Source organism: Rhodanobacter fulvus Jip2 (assembly GCF_000264315.1).
In the GTDB taxonomy this organism is placed as follows: domain Bacteria; phylum Pseudomonadota; class Gammaproteobacteria; order Xanthomonadales; family Rhodanobacteraceae; genus Rhodanobacter; species Rhodanobacter fulvus.
The window spans coordinates 1-19080 of sequence record NZ_AJXU01000028.1 but is presented as its reverse complement, the minus strand read 5'-3'; the positions used below and the strand labels follow the sequence as shown (position 1 = coordinate 19080).

The following is a 19080-nucleotide window of genomic DNA, read 5'->3' as shown; positions in this document are numbered from 1 at the left end:
CTTTTTTATATTGGTAGAGGAATCCATGATGAAAGACCGGGAAGACAACAATGCACAGGCTGGAGAACGGTTGCCTGATTTCCCGTCGAGCGCGAGGCCCGAGCTGTCGTCACCGGGCTTTGTCCACCGGTTCGCAAACGTCGACGGCGTTCGGCTGCATTACGTCCGCGGCGGGCGGCCAGGGGGCGACACCATCGTCCTTCTGGCCGGCTTTCCGCAGAGCTGGTATGCATGGCGCCAGGTCATGCCCTGCCTGGCATCGACCCACGACGTGATCGCGATAGACCTGCCCGGACAAGGTGATTCCGACCGACCCGACGGTGGTTACGATACCGGCGCGCTGGCAGCGAAGGTGCACGCGCTGCTGCAACAGCTCGGGGTTAATCGCTATGGGCTGGCCGCGCATGATGTGGGCGCCTGGGTCGCCTACCCGCTTGCCGCCCGCTACAGCAGTGAAGTACGGGCGCTGGCGCTGCTCGACGCCGGCATCCCGGGCGTGACCTTGCCTGATCGCCTGCCGGTAGCGCCGGAACAGGCTTGGCGCACCTGGCACTTCGCCTTCCATGTGATTCCGGATTTGCCCGAGATGCTGATCGCCGGCCACGAGCGCGAATACCTGGCCTGGTTTCTGCGTCGAAAGGCGGCCGATCCGTCGGTTTTCAGCGAACAGGATCTGGATGAATACCTGCGCGTCTTCACGCTACCCGGTGGACTGCGCTCCGGCCTGGCCTATTACCGGGCAACGCCCGAATCCGCACGCCAGAACCGCGCATTCGCCGACACGGGGAAACTCGCGATGCCCGTGCTGGCCCTGAGTGCGGATCAGGGTTCGATCCCCGATATGGCCGCACCGTTAAGAGCATTTGCTGAAGACGTACGCGGAGGCAGGATCGCCAACTGCGGTCATTTCATGCCGGAGGAGCAGCCCGCCGCCGTAGCCTCCGAGCTGGCAGCCTTCTTCCAAACCTCGGACGAGGCCGCCGGATGACCGCCGGCGGCCTCGTGCCGTTCAGTTCGCCTGCCAGGCCAGCGCCAGCTCGGCAGCGAAATCACGATAGCGACGGGGCGGATGGCCAAGCAGCCCCGCAAGTGTTTTCATCGCCAGCGGTTTGCCGAGCATGCCATCGACATGGAATCGCGCGAGCATCAGGCGCAGGTCGTAGGCCGACCACGAAGGCATGATTCCGGCCATGAAACCTTCGAACGCAGCGAGGTCATTGCCCGCGTACGTTATCGGCTTGCCCAGCACACCGGACCAGAGCGTTGCCAGCGCATCGCCGGTCAATACATCCGGCCCCACGATTTCGATCACCTCGCGCGGCAGCGGCGTCGGCGCATTCGCGCGGCGCAGCAGCGCGGCGACCGCGATCTCGGCGATGTCACGCACATCGACCATCGATATCCCGACGTCGCCCACCGGCATGCCGTAGCGCCCCTGCAACAAGCCGTCCCTGAGCCTGGCGTCGTTCTGCATGAAGTACGAAGGGCGCAGCACCGTCACCGGCAAGTCGAGCTGTTCGATCATCCGTTCCACGGTGTACTTGCCGGTGAAGTGCGGCACGTCGGTATACGTATCGCTGTTGAGCACCGACAGATAGACGATGCGTTCGATACCCGCCTCGCGCGCCAGGCTCAGGGTACCGATCGCCTGGGTCACCTCGTCGGCGACCACGGCGTTGAGCAGAAACAGCGTATCGACCTGTTTCAATGCGGCCCGCATCGAGGGGATGTCGGTCATGTCGCCCTTGACGGCGGTGACGCCGGCGGGAAACGACGCCTTGTCTGGGTTGCGCGTCAGCGCATGGACGCTGGCGCCCTGTGCCGCCAGCCCTTGTACGACCAAGCTGCCAATGGTGCCGGTACTGCCCGTGACCAGAATGTTCATGAGGTGTCTCCTGTCTCTGTGGATGTGGGAGCCACATCCTGGTGTTTCATGGAAACGCGCGATAGCCGCATAATATGGACATCCCGTCTCACTCATGGAACACCCATGGATCTCCTCGCCCTGGCCGATTTCAACGACGTGGCGCGACATGGCGGCTTCGGTCGCGCCGCGCGGATCACCGGCCGCCCCAAGGCCACGCTCTCGCGTCGCGTGCGTCAGCTCGAGGACGCGCTGGGTGTGCGTCTGTTCGAGCGTGGCGGCCACACCTTGCGTCTGACGATGGAAGGGCGCGAGCTGCAGGAGCGCACCCAGTCGCTGCTGGAACACATCGACGAAGTGGGCGATGCGCTGCGGCGCGGGATCAGCACGCCACGCGGCCGGCTGCGGGTCAGCGCGCCGGTACTGTTCGGGCAGCGCGGCCTGGGCCGCATCGCCGCGGATTACGCCCTCGCCTATCCGCAGGTACAACTGGAGGTGGTGGCGGAAGACCGCTTCGTCGATCCCGTGGATGACGATTTCGACCTGATCATCCGCGCCAACCCCGACCCTTCAACCGAGTTGTCCGGCCGATGCTTCCTGCGCGACGTGATGGTGGCAGTGGCCACGCCGTCGCTGCCTCTGCCGACAAAACGAGCTGACGCCACGGTGCCGGTCATCACGTTGTCGCGCACGCCGGCCGACGCCTCCTGGCAGCTCAGCCGCGCGCGCGGCGTGCGCAGCATCGCGACCCGTACGGTATTGCGGTTGTCGTCGATGTCGATGATCCGCGATGCAGTCATTGCCGGCATCGGTGCAGCCGCCATGCCACGCTCGCTGGTGCAGGCCGATATCGATGCCGGTCGCCTGATCGTCTGGGGCGTGCTCGCCGCCCATCCGGTGGAGGTGTGGGCGCTGTACCCCTCGCATCGGCATGTGAGCGCGCGCGTCTCGGCGTTCGTGAAGCTGCTGCTGGAGCGGTTCGAGAACGCCTCGCCCGCCGCCTTCGCCGGGCTCACCCATGCAAGCTGATGCCGGTGCATCGACAACCCGCCGGAAGCGACTTCACCGCGAAGGAAGAGGATTCTGGTAATTTCGATATCCATGCAACGGCGACGTCATGTCGCCGCCGGGCATGCCACCAACGCAGATTGATGACTCCGACGTTACCGCCCCTTGCCGACGTACTCGACCTGATGCCCGATGCCGTGTGCGTGGTCGATGCCGATGGACGTTTCCTGTTCGTCAATGCCAGTTTCCAGCGCATTTTCGGCTACATGCCCGACGAGGTGCTCGGCCGGCTGATCTTCGACCTGGTTCATCCCGATGACCGCGACGCCACCGCCAGACAGGCCGAATCGGTCATGGCAGGCGAACTGCAGCGCCACTTTCGCAACCGCTATATCCACAAGGACGGCCATGACGTGGACATCCAGTGGTCCGCGCGCTGGCTGCCCGACCATCACGTGCGTATCGGCGTCGGCCGCGAAGTGACCGAGCTGCGGCGTCTGGAGTGCGAACTGGAATATCGCGCGAACCACGACTCCCTGACCGGCCTGGCCAACCGTGATCGCCTGCGCGCGGAAATCCGCTCCGCCATCGACCAAGCCGCGCACGCCGATCATGGCTTCACGCTGCTTTACCTCGACCTGGATGGCTTCAAGTTTGCCAACGATCGCGCCGGACATGATGCCGGCGACCAGCTGTTGCGCGACGTTGCCGTGCGCCTGCAAGAGAGCATCCATCCCGACGACGTGTTGGCCCGCATCGGCGGCGACGAGTTTGTGGCGCTGCTTCCCGCTTGCCACGACACGGCTTCGGCCCAGCGGGTAGCCGATTCATTGCGCGCTCGCCTCACGCAACCTTTCAGCCTGCCCGATGGCCCGTTCCTGCTGGACGTCAGCATCGGCATCGCCCGTTTCCCCACGGATGGCACCGACGCGGACAGCCTCCTGGCCCACGCCGACCGCACCATGTACGCCGCCAAGCGACAACGATCGTTGCCCGGTTGAGCGGAACGCCCGCACAACGGCACCGGCGCTGGCGGGCAAACGACCTCATCTGAATTGTTCCGCCGCGATGGCGTTGCGCGGAACTCAGGCGTCGGCCGCCACAGGCAATTCGGCCAGAAGCCGTCCGATGCTGGCGCCCAGCGCAAGATCATCCGCCACACCGAAATGCTGCTGGCGCAAACGTCCTTCCGCGTCGATCAGAACCAGGGTTGGCGTACCTTGCATGGCATAGGTGCGCATCGTCCGGGGCAACGGGTCGCCCTCATCGTGTGCGTCCACGCCCACCGGAAAGTCGTAGCGATACTCATGCAGGAAGGCCGCCAGCGAAACCGGCCCCTGCGCGTCGTGATGTTCGAACACGGTGTGCAATCCCACGACGGCGAGGCGCTCATCCGCAAAGGCGCGCCGTACACGTTGCATCTGCGGCAGCGCCTGCATGGCGCAGGCGGGGCACAACATCTGGAACGCATGCAGCAACACGACCCTTCCGCGCAGGTCGGCCAGGGCCAGCGGTTCACTGTTGAACCAGCGCGACACCTGCCACGCGGGCGCCATGGGCGATGTCATACCCTTCTCCTGTCGAGACTGCATGACATCACAGTTTACGCGCTGCACGCGCGGCGGATGATCCCCACGCGGCAACTTGCTAACCTGCCCCGACAAGCATCGGGAGGCACCATGACAGTCCACGGCATCCACACCATCGACACCGGTTTCGTGCGCCCGCGTTTCGATGCCGCCTACCTGATCGTGGAAAACGGACGCGGCGCGTTTATCGATTGCGGCACGAATTTCGCCGTGCCGCGCATGCTCGACGCACTGCGCCAGGCAGGCCTCACGGCGGATGATGTGGACTGGCTGATCCTCACCCACGTCCATCTGGACCATGCCGGCGGCGCCGGTGCATTGATGGCGCAACTGCCCCACGCACGCCTGGCCGTGCACCCGCGCGGCGCACGCCACATGATCGACCCCGCGCAACTCTGGGCCGGCGCCAGCGCGGTCTATGGGGAGGCGGTGATGGAGCAGACCTATGGCCGGCTGCAGCCCGTCCCGTTGGAGCGCGTGGTGGAAGCGCCGGACAACCACATGATCGACCTGGCGGGGCGACCGCTGCGCTGCCTGGATACGCCCGGCCACGCGAAGCACCACCTGTGCGTTTACGACGAGCGCTCCAACCGCTGCTTCAGCGGCGATACGTTCGGCCTCAGTTATCGCGAGTTCGATACCGCCAACGGACCGTTCGTCATTCCCACCACGTCGCCGGTGCAATTCGACCCCGAGGCATTGCATGCATCGCTACATCGTTTGATCGCCCTGCAGCCGGAGGCGATCCATCTCACCCACTACGGCGCGGTCGAGCAGGTGGAAAAACTTGCCGACGATCTGCACCGCCGGATCGACGCCATGGTGGCGCTGGCCCGATCGGCAGGCGAGTTGCCCGACCGGCAAGCGCGCCTGATGGAGGCTCTCACCGATCTTTACGCCCAACACGCCGCCGCGCACGGCTGGATCGGCAGCCGCGCAACGCTGTGCGAGCTGCTGGGCATGGATATCGAACTCAACGCGCAAGGATTGCTGGTGTGGCTGGATCGGCAAGCGCGGCACTGAATCCGCTCAAGCCATTCGCGTACCGTTGGGCACCGGCCTCTCCAGCGTGGTGATCACCACGCCCTGCTCCGTCGCAAAACCGGTCAACAGGAACTGCGAACGGAACGGGCCTATCTGCTTTTCGGGGAAATTGACGACGCCCACGATTTGCCGGCCGACCAGCTCCGCGGCGCCGTAGAGCGCCACGATTTGCGCACTGGTTTTACGCTCGCCGTACGGGCCGAAATCCACCCAGACCTTCCATGCAGGCTTGCGCGCTTCCGGAAATGCCTCCACCCGCGTGACCGTGCCCGCAACCATGACGACCTTTTCGAAGTCCGCCCAGGATATTTCGGCGCCGGGGGCGCGCGCGATTTGTTGCCCGATATCGCTCATCGTTCCAGTTCACTCTTCAACCAGTCGCGGCTTTGCTGCCACCAGTAGTGGGTTTGCGCCCCCAGGTAGCCCCAGGGGCGATGTGTGCTGCGCAATCCGTAATCGCGGAATTGTTTCCAGCTCTCGTCGCCGTGCGCGATGGCGGCAGCAAGCAGTTCGCCGGCGGCGCAGGTTGGCGCCAGCCCGTGCCCACCGAACGCCTGCGCCCACCACAAACCTTCCGTATTGCCACCGATTTGGGGCATCTGGTGTCTCGCGTAGCTCATCAGGCCCGACCACGCGTAATCGATGCGCACGCCCCGCAGTTGAGGAAACACCCGCAGCATGTCAGCGGTGAGAAGCTGTTCTATGGCACGCGCGGAACGTTCGCGAATCGAGATGCGAGCGCCCCACAGCAGGCGCGTGTCGGGCAGTGGTCGATAGTAATCGAACGCAAACCGGGTGTCGTACACCGCCGCCCGGGTCCGCAGACAGGCTTGCAGTCGTTCGCCCAGCGGCTCGGTCACCATGACATAGGTGGCGATCGGCAGGATCGCGCGATCAATCGATTCTTCGAGCCCCGCCAGATAACCGCCACAGGCCAGCACCAGCTGATCGGCAAGCACGCTGCCGTGCGCCGTATCGACACGCCAGCGCGAACCCTCACGGCGCACCTGCAGCGCACCGCTGTTTTCGTGCAGGGTCACGCCACGGCTTGCCGCCGCACGCGCCAACCCGGTCGCGTAATTGAGCGGATGCAGATGCAAGGCATCGGATTCGTACAGCCCGCCGTGGTACCGCGCGCTGTCGACCACCTGACGCAGTTGCGTCGGCGACAGGGTCTCCCAGTGCACGTCGTAGTGATCGGCAAGCAACTGCTGGCGTCGACGCAGGATGGACGGGTCGCGAAACCAGTTGGCCCAGATCACGCCCTCGTCCACCATGTCGCAAGCAATGTCGTATTGCGCGATACGTTGACGGATGCGCTGCACTGCTGCCGTGGTCAGCGCAAACAATGCCCGGGCACGCGGCCCACCCGATTGAGCGAGCAGGCTCTGCTCGCCCAGCGAGTAGCCGGCAAAAACGAAGCCACCGTTGCGTCCGGACGCGCCGAAGCCGACCTGCTCGCGCTCCAGCAACATCACCCCGCGCACATCGCGCTCGGCCAGGCCCAGCGCGGTATTCAGCCCCGCGTAGCCGCCACCCACGACGACCACCTTGGCCTCCTGCGCGCCATGCAACGTCGGATACGGCGCATACGGCGTGGCGGTGGCGCGGTAATAGGAAGCAGGCAGTCCGCGGGGCATGGCGTCACCCTACAACCCGGGCGCGCAACCCGACGAGTGCCGGAGGTCGGGATGCCGCACGGGTTTCAGCTCATCACCGCAGGTGCATGCGCTGGCGCGCGGTCAGAGGTCCGCGAGAAACGAGCGCACCGTCGGCTCCAGCGTCGGGTCCTGCATCGCCATGTGCATGGTGGCGCGCACCAGGCCGGCCTTGTTGCCGCAATCGAAACGAGTGCCTTCGAAGCGGTAGGCCAGCACCTTGCCCTGCTCTTTCAGCAGTGCGTCGATGGCGTCGGTCAGCTGGATCTCGCCACCGGCACCGGGCGCGGTCTGTTCAAGCAACTGGAAAATCCGGCTGGGCAAGACATATCGACCCACCACGGCAAGGTTCGAGGGCGCGTCGGCGGGCTTGGGCTTCTCCACCATGTGGTCGATGCGCGCGCTGCGCTCATCGATCGCGGTCGCCGCGACGATGCCGTACTTGTCGGTTTCGTTGGGTGGGACTTCTTCCACCGCGATCACGCCCGCCTGCTGCTCGTCGCCCAGCTCGGCCATTTGCCGCAGCGCGCCCTTGCCTTGGCCGTTCCAGATCAGATCGTCCGGCAACACGATGCCAAACGGTTCATCGCCCACGACGGGCTTGGCGCAAAGCACGGCATGACCGAGGCCGAAGGCCTCCGGCTGCGTGACGAAGATGGCGCGGACATTCTTGGGCAACGTCCCCTGCACCAGCGCCAGCAAAGCCTCCTTGCCCTTGGCGTGGAGCTTGGCCTCAAGCTCGTAGGCCTTGTCGAAGTAGTCGGCGATCGCGTGCTTGTAACGGTTGGTCACGAAGATCAAGGTGTCCGCGCCAGCATCCACCGCCTCGTCGACGGCGTACTGGATCAGCGGCTTGTCCAGCACCGGCAGCATTTCCTTGGCCACCACCTTGGTTGCCGGAAGAAAGCGTGTACCAAGCCCCGCCACGGGAAACACCACTTTGCGCAGAGGCTTGCTCACTTACTTGTCTCCTGATTCATTGCGACGGATGGACACCACGTTGTCGGGCTGCGCCACTTCGCTCCAGCGGAACGAAGGCAGCAGGCTGGAAACGCAGCGCCGCAGATCTTCCTCCCTGAAATCCCGTACCGCGTCGACGGATTTGTTCAGTAGCGCATGCAGCAGTTCCCACGACACCTCGCGGTGCTGCGCCAGGAAAATCTTGGCGTGCGCGGTGCCGCTGTAGTTTTCCAGCGGGTGGAACAATTCCTCGAACAGCTTCTCGCCAGCGCGCAGCCCCGTGTAGACGATGGGGATCTCGCTGCCCGGCTTTTTGCCGGCAAGCCTGATCATCTGTTCGGCGAGGTCGCGGATGCGAACCGGTTCGCCCATGTCCAGTGCGAAAATCTCGCCGCCCTTGCCGAGGCTCGCCGCCTGCAGGATCAGCTGGCATGCCTCCGGAATGGTCATGAAGTAACGCGATATCTCTGGATGCGTCACCGTCACCGGGCCACCGGCGCGGATCTGGCGGCGGAACAGCGGCACCACGGATCCTGCCGAATCCAGCACGTTGCCAAATCGCACGGTCATGTAGCGCGTCGACGTCTGGGCATCCAGGTTCTGGCAATAGATTTCCGCCACGCGCTTGCAGGCGCCCATGACGCTGGTCGGGTTGACCGCCTTGTCGGTGGAGATCAGCACGAAGCATTCGACACCGGTCTCGCTGGCCAGATCGGCCACCGTGCGCGTGCCTAGCACGTTGTTGCGGAAGGCCGAACGCAGCTGCGTCTGCAACATCGGCACATGCTTGTAGGCTGCCGCGTGGAATACGACCTGGGGCTGCGCCTCCACGAACACCTTGTGCATGGCGGTGCGATCGCCGCAGTCGGCCAGCACGCCGTCCAGGATGAGTTCGGGGAAGTCGGCGCGCAATTCCTGGATGATGCGATACAGGTTGTATTCGCTCTGGTCGACAACGACGAGCGATTGCGCACCCAGCCTCGCCAACTGCCGGCACAATTCGGAACCGATCGAACCGCCACCGCCGGTAACCAGGACGCGGCGCGTGGTCAGCGTCTGGCGGATCGCGGTCCAGTCCAGCTCCACCGCGTCGCGGCCCAGCAGATCCTCGATCGCCACATCCTTGATTTCGTTGAACTGCGCGCGACCGGCCACGACGTCATCCAGACGTGGCACGGTGCGATACGGCAAATCGGTGGCGTCGCACAGGGCAACCACGCGGCGCATCTCGTTGGTCGAGGCACCGGGCATGGCGATCAACAGCATGTCCACCGCCGCTTCCCGCGCCACGTCGGGCAACTGTTCCAGATCACCCAGCACGGGATGGCCGTTGATGCTGGCACCGCGCAACGTCATGCGGTCATCCACGAAACCCACCACGGCGTAGCCGCTGTCGCGGCGCAGATCGCGTGACAGCACCTCGCCGGCGCGGTCGGCACCGACGATCAAAACCCGTTTGATGGACACGCCACGACGCGAGTCGTCCCGACTGTCTTTCCAAAACCGGTAGGTGAGCCGCGGCACGCCCAGCAACCCGGCCAGGACCATCGGATACATCAACAACACCGACCGCGGGACGCCTTCCAGACGGTTGTAGAGGAACAGGGACAACCCGATCGCCAGCGCCCCCATGAGCACCGCGCGCAGGATGTTCCACAGGTCAGGCAGGCTGGCGAAGCGCCATACGCCCTTGTACAACCCCGTCCAGCGGAAGATGAGGCCCTGTACCAGCAACACGATGGGAAACTCGAACAGCATGAAGCTGACGATCTCGTCCGGCTTCAACGCATAGCGCAGCAGCTTGCTGATCCACCAGGCGAGCGCCGTCGCCGCGAGATCATGCAGCACCACGGCGACACGCGGATGGATGAAGGCGGCCATCTTACGCAGCAACATGGCGGCCTCCTGCTGCAGGGCGCTGCAGGCAGCGACGTTTCATGACCAGCCAGAGCATCGCCGCCATTACGTAGATCGCGACAGCAATCGGCAAGGCGGCCTCCGGATGGCTGGCCATCCACCATGCGGCAGGCGCCGCTATCAAGAGGTTCCAGCCGAGGTAACGCGCATCAACACCAGCGTGCGACATGCCACTGCGCACCATCCATTGATAAAGATGTTCACGGTGAGCGCTATGCCACGAGCGCCCGCCCGTCATTCTCGTCAGGAGGGTCAGGCTGGCATCGGTCACGAACGCCGACGAAAGCACCAGTGCCGCCCATGCCAGCGACGGTTCGACGCGCCACAGCAGGACGGAAAAAACAAATACCAGCAGTCCCGCACTGCCGCTGCCGACGTCACCCATGAAAATGCGCGCAGGCGATCGGTTGTAGAGCCAGAAACCCACACCGGCCGTCATGACCGTACCCGCCCCGATTGCCAGAGCCGGTTCTGCAACGGACCAGGCCAGGCAGCCAAGGGCGCCCGCCACGAAAACGATTTGCTGCGCAAGCAAGCCATCGATGCCATCCATGAAGTTGTGCAAATTGATGCTCCACATACCCGCCAGCAGCAATAACGGGAACCAATACCACGACAAGTTTGTAGCGATCAGCGTGAAGGAAAACAAAACAACGGCCGCCGCCTGTGTCCCCAATCGCGGCCATACCGGCAATGGACGATGATCATCCCACCACCCGACCAACGCCACCAGAAACAACGCTGCCGCCATTCCCGCCACAACCAGCGTGGATATTGGGCTCGACAAGGTCAGCAGCGCTCCCGAAGCGCAGATGAACACAGCCACTACCACGCCGATGCCGCCACCGCGCGGCGTCGGAATGCGATGGGACCGACGGTGACCAGGTTGATCGAGCATGCCGCGTCGGCGCGCGTAGTAAATGGCGGCGCCCACCAGCAGCGATGTCAGAACGAATGACGATACCAACCACCCCGCTGCCAGCCCTGGCACGACAAATCCATGCTCATTCATTGGCGACCCCGTGGATGGGCCGGATGGTGCTCCAGTTCTTGCAACTGGGGCATTGCCAATGATGGGCCTTGGCGCCGAAACCACAACGGCTGCAGCGATACATCGCCTGCCCTTCCAGCAGCTTGCGCATCAACTCGCGCAATATCTGGAAATTCTCTCTGGCCTCACCGTCGATCTTGTCCATGGTGGCGTCGATCAAGGTCATCAGCCCACGCACCGACGGCCGCTGGCGCAACTGCGCGGTGAGAAATTCCACCGCCTGCCGGTCGCCGTCGCGCTGTCGATACAAGTTCGTCAACGCCAGAACCGGCGAGACACCGTGATAGCGATCGAGCAAACCTCGCAGAAAATGCTCCGCGCGGCCCATTTGCCGTGACCGTTCATAACTGTCGAGCAGCGGCGGCAGAATATCCGGCACAAACGCCACATCCGCCTCGACGGCGGCTTCGTAGGCTTCCACGGCCGCGTCGTACGCGCCGTCTTCCGAATGCAGGCGACCGGTCAGCATATAGGCGCGCACGCATTGCGCCTGGCTCGCGAATGCCTGGGCGAGATAATCGCGCGCCTCGCTTCGCGCACCGTGCTGACGTGAACGTTCGGCGAGTTCGCAGTAGAACTGCGCCATCATCGGCGTCTCGTCCTCGCCCGTCATGGTCTCCAGCCGGCGCGCGTGTTCGATCGCCTTGTGCCAATCGCGCTCGTGCTGGTAAATCGCGATGAGATGACGCAACGCCGAGGGCGCGTGGGCGTCCATCGCCACCAGATCACGGAACAATGCCTCGGCGCGATCGAGCAGCCCGGCACGCATGTAATCCTCGCCCAGTTCCAGCAAGGCCACGGTTTTCATGGCGTCATTCAAGCCGGGGCGCGACACCAGGTGCTGATGCAGGCGAATGGCACGATCCACTTCGCCGCGGCGGCGAAACAGATTGCCGAGCGCCAGGTGGGTTTCCACCGTGTCGCGGTTGTACTCGGCGAGTTTGAGGAACACCTCGATCGCCTTGTCCTGCTCTTCATTGAGCAGGTAGTTCAGGCCACGAAAATAGTCGGATGAGAGTTCGCTGACCTTGGCGCCCGAGCGACGTACACCTGCCCGGCGCGAGGTCCACCAACCGAGCGCGAAGGCCGCCGGCACCGCCATCACCAGCAGATACAGGAAGCTCATGCGCCAGCCGCTGGCTTCTTGTTTGCCTTGCGTTGTTGGCGACGATGGCCGGTGCTCACGCCGAACCAGGCGGTAAGACCACCGAGCAGCCAACCGATGACCAGACTCCCCAGCAGGCCGGCGCCCTTGGGCAACTGGATACGCGCAAAGCCCAGGTCGTAACCGACGAGGTCGGCATTCAACGCCCCCAGCAAAACGCCAGCAGCGAGGAAGGCAATGAGGAGTAGCAATACGAGCAATCGCATGGCGGGACTTTACCTGATTGACTGACGTCGTCACAGCCGGGCCACATGCACGATCAGGCACTGGTCAGCAAAAGATGCGGATGGATATCCATCAAAAAAAAGGCAGGAACGACACCTGTCGCCTGCCTTGATCAACTCGTGGTCGTGATTCAGGCCGTCGCGCTTTCCAGCTGCAGGTTCACGCGTTCGCGCAATTCCTTGCCGGGCTTGAAGTGCGGCACATGTTTGCCGGGGAGCGCAACCGCTTCACCCGTCTTGGGATTGCGGCCCATCCTTGGCGGACGGTAATGCAACGCGAAACTGCCAAAACCGCGTACTTCGATGCGTTCGCCATGGGCCAGCGCGTGACTCATCTGTTCGATCACACTTTTTACGGCCATCTCGACGTCCGCGAACGCAAGATGGGTCTGGCGTCTTGCCAGCGCTTCTATCAATTCGGATTTGGTCATGGTCCCCAATGTCCGTGACATGAAACAGCGGGGCGGCGTGATGCCGCCCCGCGTCAACTCGGCAATGTCGCTGCCGATCAATCAGCCTTGTTGAACTGCTCTTTGAGCAAGGCGCCAAGCTTGGTCGTACCGCTTGCAGCTGCCGAATAATCGACGGCCACGTCGGGTGCATCTTCCTCGTCCTTGGCGCGAATCGAGAGCGCCAGCTGGCGACCCTTGCGATCCATGCCGGTGAACTTGGCTTCGACCGCGTCGCCCACCTTCAGATGCTGGGTGGCATCGTCGATGCGCTCCTTGGCGATGTCGTTGGCACGCAGGTAACCCTCGACGCCCTCGCCCAGATCGATCACGGCGCCCTTCGCATCGACTTCCTTGACGGTGCCGTTGACGATCGTGCCGCGCGGATTGGCGGCCATGAACTGGCCGAACGGATCCTGCTCCATCTGCTTGATGCCCAGCGAGATGCGCTCGCGCTCCGGGTCGACGGCCAGCACCACGGCCTCGATCTCTTCGCCCTTCTTGAAGTCGCGCACGAGATCTTCGCCGGACACCTGCCAGGAAATGTCGGACAGGTGCACCAGGCCATCGATACCGCCGTCCAGGCCGATGAACACGCCGAAGTCGGTGATCGACTTGATCTGGCCGGACACCTTGTCGCCCTTCTTGTGCATGGCGGCGAACGCTTCCCACGGATTGGAACGCGTCTGCTTGATGCCCAACGAGATGCGGCGACGCTCCTCGTCCACGTCCAGCACGGTGACTTCGGTTTCGTCACCGACCTGAACCACCTTGGCCGGGTTGACGTTCTTGTTGGTCCAGTCCATCTCGGACACGTGCACCAGGCCTTCCACGCCCGGCTCGATCTCGACGAAGCAGCCGTAATCGGTGACGTTGGAGACCTTGCCGAACAGACGGCTGCCGACCGGATAGCGGCGGGCAATGGCGACCCACGGGTCGTCGCCCAGCTGCTTCAGGCCCAGCGAAACGCGGTTGCGCTCCTTGTCGTACTTCAGCACGCGCACGTCCAGCTCGTCGCCGACGTTGACGACTTCGGAAGGATGACGCACGCGCTTCCACGCCATGTCGGTGATGTGCAGCAGGCCGTCGATGCCGCCCAGGTCCACGAATGCGCCGTAATCGGTGAGGTTCTTCACCACACCCTTGACGACGGCACCCTCGGTCAGGCGCTCAAGCAGCTTCTCGCGCTCCTCGGAGAACTCGGTCTCGACGACGGCGCGGCGGCTGACCACCACGTTGTTGCGCTTGCGGTCCAGCTTGATGATCTTGAACTCGAGCTCCTTGCCCTCGAGGTAGGTCGGCTCGCGCACCGGGCGCACGTCGACCAGCGAGCCGGGCAGGAACGCGCGAACGTCCTTGATGTCGACGGTGAAACCGCCCTTGACCTTGCCCGAGATCATGCCCTTGATCGTTTCTTCCTTGTCGAACGCCTGCTCCAGGTCGTCCCACACCATCGAGCGCTTGGCCTTCTCGCGCGACAGCTTGGTTTCGCCGAATCCGTCTTCCAAGGCTTCGAGGGCTACCTTCACCTCGTCGCCAACCTGCACCTCCAGCACGCCCTGCTCGTCCTTGAACTGCTCGATCGGGACGATGCCTTCGCTCTTCAGGCCCGCATTGATCACGACGACGTCGTTGCGGATTTCCACAACGATGCCGGTGACGATGGCGCCGGGCTTCAGCTTGGAGATAGCCTGTTGGCTCTGTTCAAACAGTTCGGCAAAACTTTCAGTCATGTTGATTCCATAGTGGGAAAGGACCGCTGGCTGTGGCGTCTGTGTCGGCCACGAAATCATCGGTCCACCGGTTGAGGGTGTCTTCGGCGGTTCTGTCGAACCGGTCGCAAGCCACCGTTGGCCAAAATCCCCTGCCACGGCAGGGGCGCAAAAACCGCCGTGCAACCGGTCAGGGCTGCACGACGGCGAGTACTTTCGCGACGACCTCGTCGATGCCCATGCCGGTGGTATCCACCAGCAACGCATCGGCGGCGGGCTTGAGCGGCGCGACCGCGCGCGATGCATCGCGGCTGTCACGCGCCTCAATTTCGCGCTGAAGGCCGGAAAGTGTAACGCTGAGTCCCTTGTCTTTCAACTGCTTATAGCGTCTTTTCGCGCGTTCGGCGGCGCTGGCGGTGAGGAAAACCTTGAACGCGGCATCGGGAAAGATCACCGTACCCATGTCGCGCCCGTCCGCTACCAGTCCGGGCGCCTTGCGGAAACCCAATTGCAGGGAAACCAGGGCCTCGCGTACCGACGGCACGGAAGCGATCGCCGACGCCGCCGCCCCGGCTGTCTCGGTGCGCAATTCGTCGGTGGCATCGTGGCCGTTGACGATCACCCGCGTCTCGGCGCCCTTCTTCGCGCGGAACTGGATCCGGGTGGTCTGCGCGCAGCGCGTCACGGCCTCCACATCCGACAGGTCCAGCCCTTCCATGCCGGCCGCGTAGCCGACCGCCCGGTACAGCGCGCCGGAATCCAGCAGATGCCAGCCAAGCTGTTGCGCCACCAGCGCGCTGATCGTGCCCTTGCCCGATCCGGACGGCCCGTCGATGGTCAACACGGGAACGGAGGAAGCGTGCGGCATGGAAATTCCTGATCGTAACGTCGAATCGCGAAGTTTAACCCGTCATCGCCACGAAGCCCGGCCCGGGCGTCGGCTTCCTTGCGCATTCCGGCGGCAACCGCCCCGCGCATGACCGGCGCCCTTGCTTTTACCGCCTCGATACCGGCACATTCATACGACCGTTTGAGGTGGCGCCACCATGAATTACCCGCACCTGTTCACCCCGCTGGATCTCGGCCATGTCGTGCTGCCCAATCGCATTCTGATGGGTTCGATGCACACCGGGCTCGAAGACAAGGCCCGCGATTACGACAAGCTGGCGGCCTATTTCGCGGAACGGGCACGCGGCGGCGTGGGCCTGATGGTCACCGGCGGCATCGCTCCCAGCATCGCCGGTTGGCTCAAGCCCTTCGGTGGTCGACTCACCCTGCCCTGGCACAAACCGCGGCATCGCAAGCTCACCACCGCCGTGCACGCCGAGGGTGGGCGCATCTGCCTGCAGATCCTGCATGCCGGCCGCTACGGCTATCACCCGCTGTCGGTGGCGCCGTCGAAACTCAAGTCACCGATCACGCCGTTCACCCCGCACGCGCTGTCGTCGCGAGGCGTCGAGCACACCATCGACGACTTCGTCCGTTGCGCACGGCTGGCGCGGGAAGCCGGCTACGACGGCGTGGAAGTGATGGGCTCGGAAGGCTATCTGATCAACCAGTTCATCGCCGAACGCACCAACCACCGCAACGACGCCTGGGGCGGCGATGCCGAGCGGCGGATGCGGCTGCCGATCGAAATCGTGCGCCGCACGCGCGAAGCGGTGGGTCGCGACTTCATCATCATCTATCGCCTGTCGATGCTCGACCTGGTCGAGGGCGGCCAGCAGTGGGATGAGATCGTGACGCTGGCCAAGGCCATCGAAGCGGCCGGTGCCAGCATCATCAACACCGGCATCGGCTGGCACGAGGCGCGGGTACCCACCATTGTCACCAGCGTGCCCCGCGCCGGTTTCTCCTGGGTCACCAGGAAACTGAAAGGCGAAGTGTCGATTCCGCTGGTAGCCACCAACCGCATCAACATGCCCGAGGTGGCCGAGGGCGTGCTTGCCGCTGGCGAAGCGGACATGGTTTCCATGGCGCGGCCGCTGCTGGCCGATCCGGCCTGGGCGAACAAGGCAAAGGCCGGGCACAGCGAACGCATCAATACCTGCATCGCCTGCAACCAGGCCTGCCTCGACCATGTGTTCCAGAACAAGCGTGCCAGTTGCCTGGTGAATCCTCGCGCCTGCTACGAAACCGAATTGCGCGCCGAGCCGGTCGCAACGCGCAAGCGCATTGCCGTGATCGGCGCCGGTCCGGCGGGCATGGCATGCGCAAGCACCCTGGGTGAGCGTGGCCACGCGGTGACCCTGATTGACCAGGCCGATGAAATCGGCGGCCAGTTCAACTACGCCAAACAGATCCCCGGCAAGGAGGAGTTTCACGAGACCTTGCGCTACTTCCGCCATCAGCTGGCCGATACCGGGGTCGACGTGCAACTGGGCACGACGGCAACGGCCACCTCGTTGCGCGATGCCGGATACGACGAGGTGGTGATCGCCACCGGCGTCACGCCCCGCGCCGTCAATTTCCTCGGCCACGATGATCCGCGCGTACTGAGCTATCTCGATGTGCTGGCACGCCACCACCCGGTTGGCGCGAAGGTCGCCATCATCGGCGCGGGCGGCATCGGTTTCGACGTTGCCGAATTCCTGGTGGAACACCTGCCCTCGCCCACCACCGACACCGTGCGCTGGACGCGCGAGTGGGGCGTGGACATGAGCCTGCAGAACCGCGCCGGCCTGCAGAAACCCCGGCCCGAAGCACCCGCGCGACAAGTCTGGCTGCTGCAACGCAGCCAGGGACGGCTTGGCGCACGACTCAACAAGACGACCGGCTGGGTTCATCGCGCCACGCTGAAGGCCAAGCAGGTCACCATGCTGGGCAACGTGGGCTACCAGCGTTTCGATGACGATGGACTGCACATCACGGTCGACGGCGCACCTCACCTCCTGCCGGTCGACCACGTCGTGATCTGTGCCGGACAGGAGCCGAACCGGGCGCTGGCGGATGCCTTGATCGCCGCCGGCCTGCGGGTGCACGTCATTGGCGGCGCCGACGTGGCGGCGGAACTGGACGCCAAACGCGCCATTGCGCAAGGCACGCGGCTGGGCTGCCGCCTCTGACCCGACGGTCCGCCAGCATTGGCGGATCGCAAAACAAGAACGCCCCGCAAATGCGACGCGTCAATATGGGCCCGAGGGGGAGGGGAGCCAGATATCGCGATAGCGTCGCTGCGGGGCGAGGGCCACCATCACCAAGGGGGAGGAAGTGATGGGACAGAGACAGTTTATGACCGACGCAATAAAGAAACCAATATATATTTAGCGCTCCACTTAGTCGGTATTGCTATATGTTCGATTTCCGTCAGTTACGCTACTTCGTCGCCGTCGCCGAGGAACTCAGCTTCACCCGCGCCGCCATCCGGCTGCATCTGTCGCAACCACCCCTTTCGCAGCAAATCCAGGCACTTGAACGCGACCTCGGGGTTCGGTTGCTGGAACGCGACAAGCGCAATGTGGCGCTGACCGAGGCAGGCAGGGTTTTCCTGGAAGAGGCCCGGCAGATCCTGGCCAAAGCCGAAGAGGCACGCAGCCACGTCCTGGCGGCCGCAGCCGGCTACAGCGGGCAACTGCGCCTGGCGTACACCGTATCGGTGTCGTTTCACCCCGCCCTGCCCCAGGCCTTGCTGCGTTACGGCCAGATCGCGCCGAACGTGCGCATCCAGCTCAATGAGATGTACAGCGAACCCCAGTTCGCCGCGTTGCTGGCCGGGCAGATCGACGTGGGCTTCGTCCGTGACGAACCGCAGCACACGAAGGACGCCCGCAGCCTGCGCCTCACCGTGATCGACCGCGAACCACTCCTGCTGGCGCTGCCCTCAGGCCATCCGCTGGCCGCCAGGAAAAGCGTGCGGCTGGCCGAAGTTGCCGATGATGCCTTCATCACGCAACCGCGCGAACTGGCCGCCACCTTGTACGACCGGCTGGTGAAACTGGCCGCCAAGGCCGGGTTCAAGCCGCGCATCAACCAGCACGCGCAGCAGATCAATGGCTTGCTGGCGCTGGTGGCCGCTGGGCTCGGGCTGGCCCTGGTGCCCGCCACCATGCGCACGGTGAGGCTGGCGGGGGTCAGCTATGTGCCGCTGGAAGACGCCGACGCCTACCTGCTGCTGGCCGCCGCCAGCCGAATCCAGGACCAGTCCCCGGCACTGGAGAAATTCCTGGCCACGGTGGCGGAAGTCGCGGTGGTGTCCAGCTTGTGATAAACGCGACAAGCCATTACACTTGCTGGCTTGTCCATTGTTTAGTATCAGGAGCCGGCCGTGAAGGTGCTTAACTCTTTGAAGTCCGCCAAGGCGCGGCACCGCGACTGCAAGATTGTGCGTCGTCGCGGCAAGGTGTTCGTGATTTGCAAGAGCAACCCGCGTTTCAAGGCTCGCCAGCGCTGATTTCAGCCAGGGTTGAGTTGAAGAAAAAGGCCGCGAAAGCGGCCTTTTC

The 19080-nt window shown here is 64.1% G+C and carries 19 protein-coding genes; 7 read left to right on the top strand and 12 right to left on the bottom strand.

Translation table 11 applies throughout. From position 1 onward, the window contains the following. The first annotated feature begins 28 nt into the window (after positions 1–28). Positions 29–988 carry an alpha/beta fold hydrolase gene (locus tag UU9_RS05440; RefSeq protein WP_007080723.1) on the top strand — a complete coding sequence of 320 codons (960 nt, stop codon included), beginning with the start codon at positions 29–31 and terminating at the stop codon, positions 986–988. A gap of 21 nt (positions 989–1009) precedes the next feature. Here UU9_RS05440 and UU9_RS05435 read toward each other — a convergent pair whose 3' ends face one another. Next, positions 1010–1885 (bottom strand): NmrA/HSCARG family protein, encoded by an 876-nt coding sequence (locus UU9_RS05435; protein WP_007080722.1) that lies wholly within the window; start codon positions 1883–1885, stop codon positions 1010–1012. A gap of 105 nt (positions 1886–1990) precedes the next feature. On the opposite strand from UU9_RS05435, the gene UU9_RS05430 reads away from it, so the two are divergent. Further along, positions 1991–2893 (top strand): LysR family transcriptional regulator, encoded by a 903-nt coding sequence (locus UU9_RS05430; protein WP_007080721.1) that lies wholly within the window; start codon positions 1991–1993, stop codon positions 2891–2893. 122 nt (positions 2894–3015) lie between these two features. Beyond that, positions 3016–3873 carry a sensor domain-containing diguanylate cyclase gene (locus tag UU9_RS05425; protein ID WP_040670343.1) on the top strand — a complete coding sequence of 286 codons (858 nt, stop codon included), beginning with the start codon at positions 3016–3018 and terminating at the stop codon, positions 3871–3873. 84 nt (positions 3874–3957) lie between these two features. On the opposite strand, the gene UU9_RS05420 is transcribed toward UU9_RS05425, so the two are convergent. Continuing rightward, the gene (locus UU9_RS05420; protein WP_007080719.1) at positions 3958–4440 is read right to left on the bottom strand and encodes a TlpA disulfide reductase family protein; all 483 of its coding nucleotides are present in this window, start codon (positions 4438–4440) and stop codon (positions 3958–3960) included. Between the two features lie 111 nt (positions 4441–4551). Here UU9_RS05420 and UU9_RS05415 point away from each other — a divergent pair, with 111 nt between their 5' ends. Continuing rightward, entirely contained in the window at positions 4552–5484 is a 933-nt protein-coding gene (locus UU9_RS05415) for an MBL fold metallo-hydrolase (RefSeq protein ID WP_007080718.1), read from the top strand. A gap of 6 nt (positions 5485–5490) precedes the next feature. Here UU9_RS05415 and UU9_RS05410 read toward each other — a convergent pair whose 3' ends face one another. From UU9_RS05410 to cmk, 10 genes are all read right to left on the bottom strand, one after another. After that, positions 5491–5859 carry a tRNA-binding protein gene (locus UU9_RS05410; RefSeq protein ID WP_007080717.1) on the bottom strand — a complete coding sequence of 123 codons (369 nt, stop codon included), beginning with the start codon at positions 5857–5859 and terminating at the stop codon, positions 5491–5493. Continuing rightward, positions 5856–7145, bottom strand: a complete 1290-nt coding sequence (locus tag UU9_RS05405) for an NAD(P)/FAD-dependent oxidoreductase (RefSeq protein ID WP_007080716.1) — start codon at positions 7143–7145, stop codon at positions 5856–5858. The genes UU9_RS05410 and UU9_RS05405 overlap by 4 nt, the downstream gene beginning before the upstream one ends. 102 nt (positions 7146–7247) lie before the next feature. Beyond that, positions 7248–8123, bottom strand: coding sequence for a UTP--glucose-1-phosphate uridylyltransferase GalU (galU, locus tag UU9_RS05400; RefSeq protein WP_007080715.1), 876 nt, complete (start codon positions 8121–8123; stop codon positions 7248–7250). Beyond that, positions 8124–10019: a polysaccharide biosynthesis protein gene (locus UU9_RS05395; RefSeq protein ID WP_007080714.1), complete on the bottom strand. Its 1896-nt coding sequence runs from the start codon at positions 10017–10019 to the stop codon at positions 8124–8126. Then, positions 10006–11052, bottom strand: coding sequence for a glycosyltransferase family 4 protein (locus UU9_RS05390; RefSeq protein ID WP_050982392.1), 1047 nt, complete (start codon positions 11050–11052; stop codon positions 10006–10008). Before UU9_RS05390 ends, UU9_RS05395 begins: the two co-directional genes overlap by 14 nt. Continuing rightward, the gene (gene lapB, locus UU9_RS05385; protein ID WP_007080712.1) at positions 11045–12217 is read right to left on the bottom strand and encodes a lipopolysaccharide assembly protein LapB; all 1173 of its coding nucleotides are present in this window, start codon (positions 12215–12217) and stop codon (positions 11045–11047) included. Before lapB ends, UU9_RS05390 begins: the two co-directional genes overlap by 8 nt. Beyond that, positions 12214–12462, bottom strand: coding sequence for a LapA family protein (locus tag UU9_RS05380; protein WP_007080711.1), 249 nt, complete (start codon positions 12460–12462; stop codon positions 12214–12216). Before UU9_RS05380 ends, lapB begins: the two co-directional genes overlap by 4 nt. 149 nt (positions 12463–12611) lie before the next feature. Then, positions 12612–12911 carry an integration host factor subunit beta gene (locus UU9_RS05375; RefSeq protein ID WP_007080710.1) on the bottom strand — a complete coding sequence of 100 codons (300 nt, stop codon included), beginning with the start codon at positions 12909–12911 and terminating at the stop codon, positions 12612–12614. A gap of 77 nt (positions 12912–12988) precedes the next feature. Further along, the gene (gene rpsA, locus UU9_RS05370; RefSeq protein WP_007080709.1) at positions 12989–14662 is read right to left on the bottom strand and encodes a 30S ribosomal protein S1; all 1674 of its coding nucleotides are present in this window, start codon (positions 14660–14662) and stop codon (positions 12989–12991) included. Positions 14663–14831: 169 nt separating this feature from the next. After that, positions 14832–15509 carry a (d)CMP kinase gene (gene cmk / locus UU9_RS05365; RefSeq protein WP_007080708.1) on the bottom strand — a complete coding sequence of 226 codons (678 nt, stop codon included), beginning with the start codon at positions 15507–15509 and terminating at the stop codon, positions 14832–14834. A gap of 178 nt (positions 15510–15687) precedes the next feature. Between cmk and UU9_RS05360 the strand changes: the two genes are divergently transcribed. The 3 genes from UU9_RS05360 to ykgO all read left to right on the top strand — a co-directional run bounded on the left by UU9_RS05360 (position 15688) and on the right by ykgO (position 19031). Further along, complete coding sequence (locus UU9_RS05360; RefSeq protein WP_007080707.1) at positions 15688–17706, top strand: NADPH-dependent 2,4-dienoyl-CoA reductase; 2019 nt, start codon at positions 15688–15690, stop codon at positions 17704–17706. A gap of 227 nt (positions 17707–17933) precedes the next feature. Beyond that, a complete protein-coding gene (locus UU9_RS05355) occupies positions 17934–18845 on the top strand; it encodes a LysR substrate-binding domain-containing protein (RefSeq protein WP_007080706.1) in 912 nt (303 codons plus the stop codon). Between the two features lie 60 nt (positions 18846–18905). Then, positions 18906–19031 carry a type B 50S ribosomal protein L36 gene (gene ykgO / locus UU9_RS05350; protein ID WP_007080705.1) on the top strand — a complete coding sequence of 42 codons (126 nt, stop codon included), beginning with the start codon at positions 18906–18908 and terminating at the stop codon, positions 19029–19031. Positions 19032–19080: the final 49 nt, after the last annotated feature.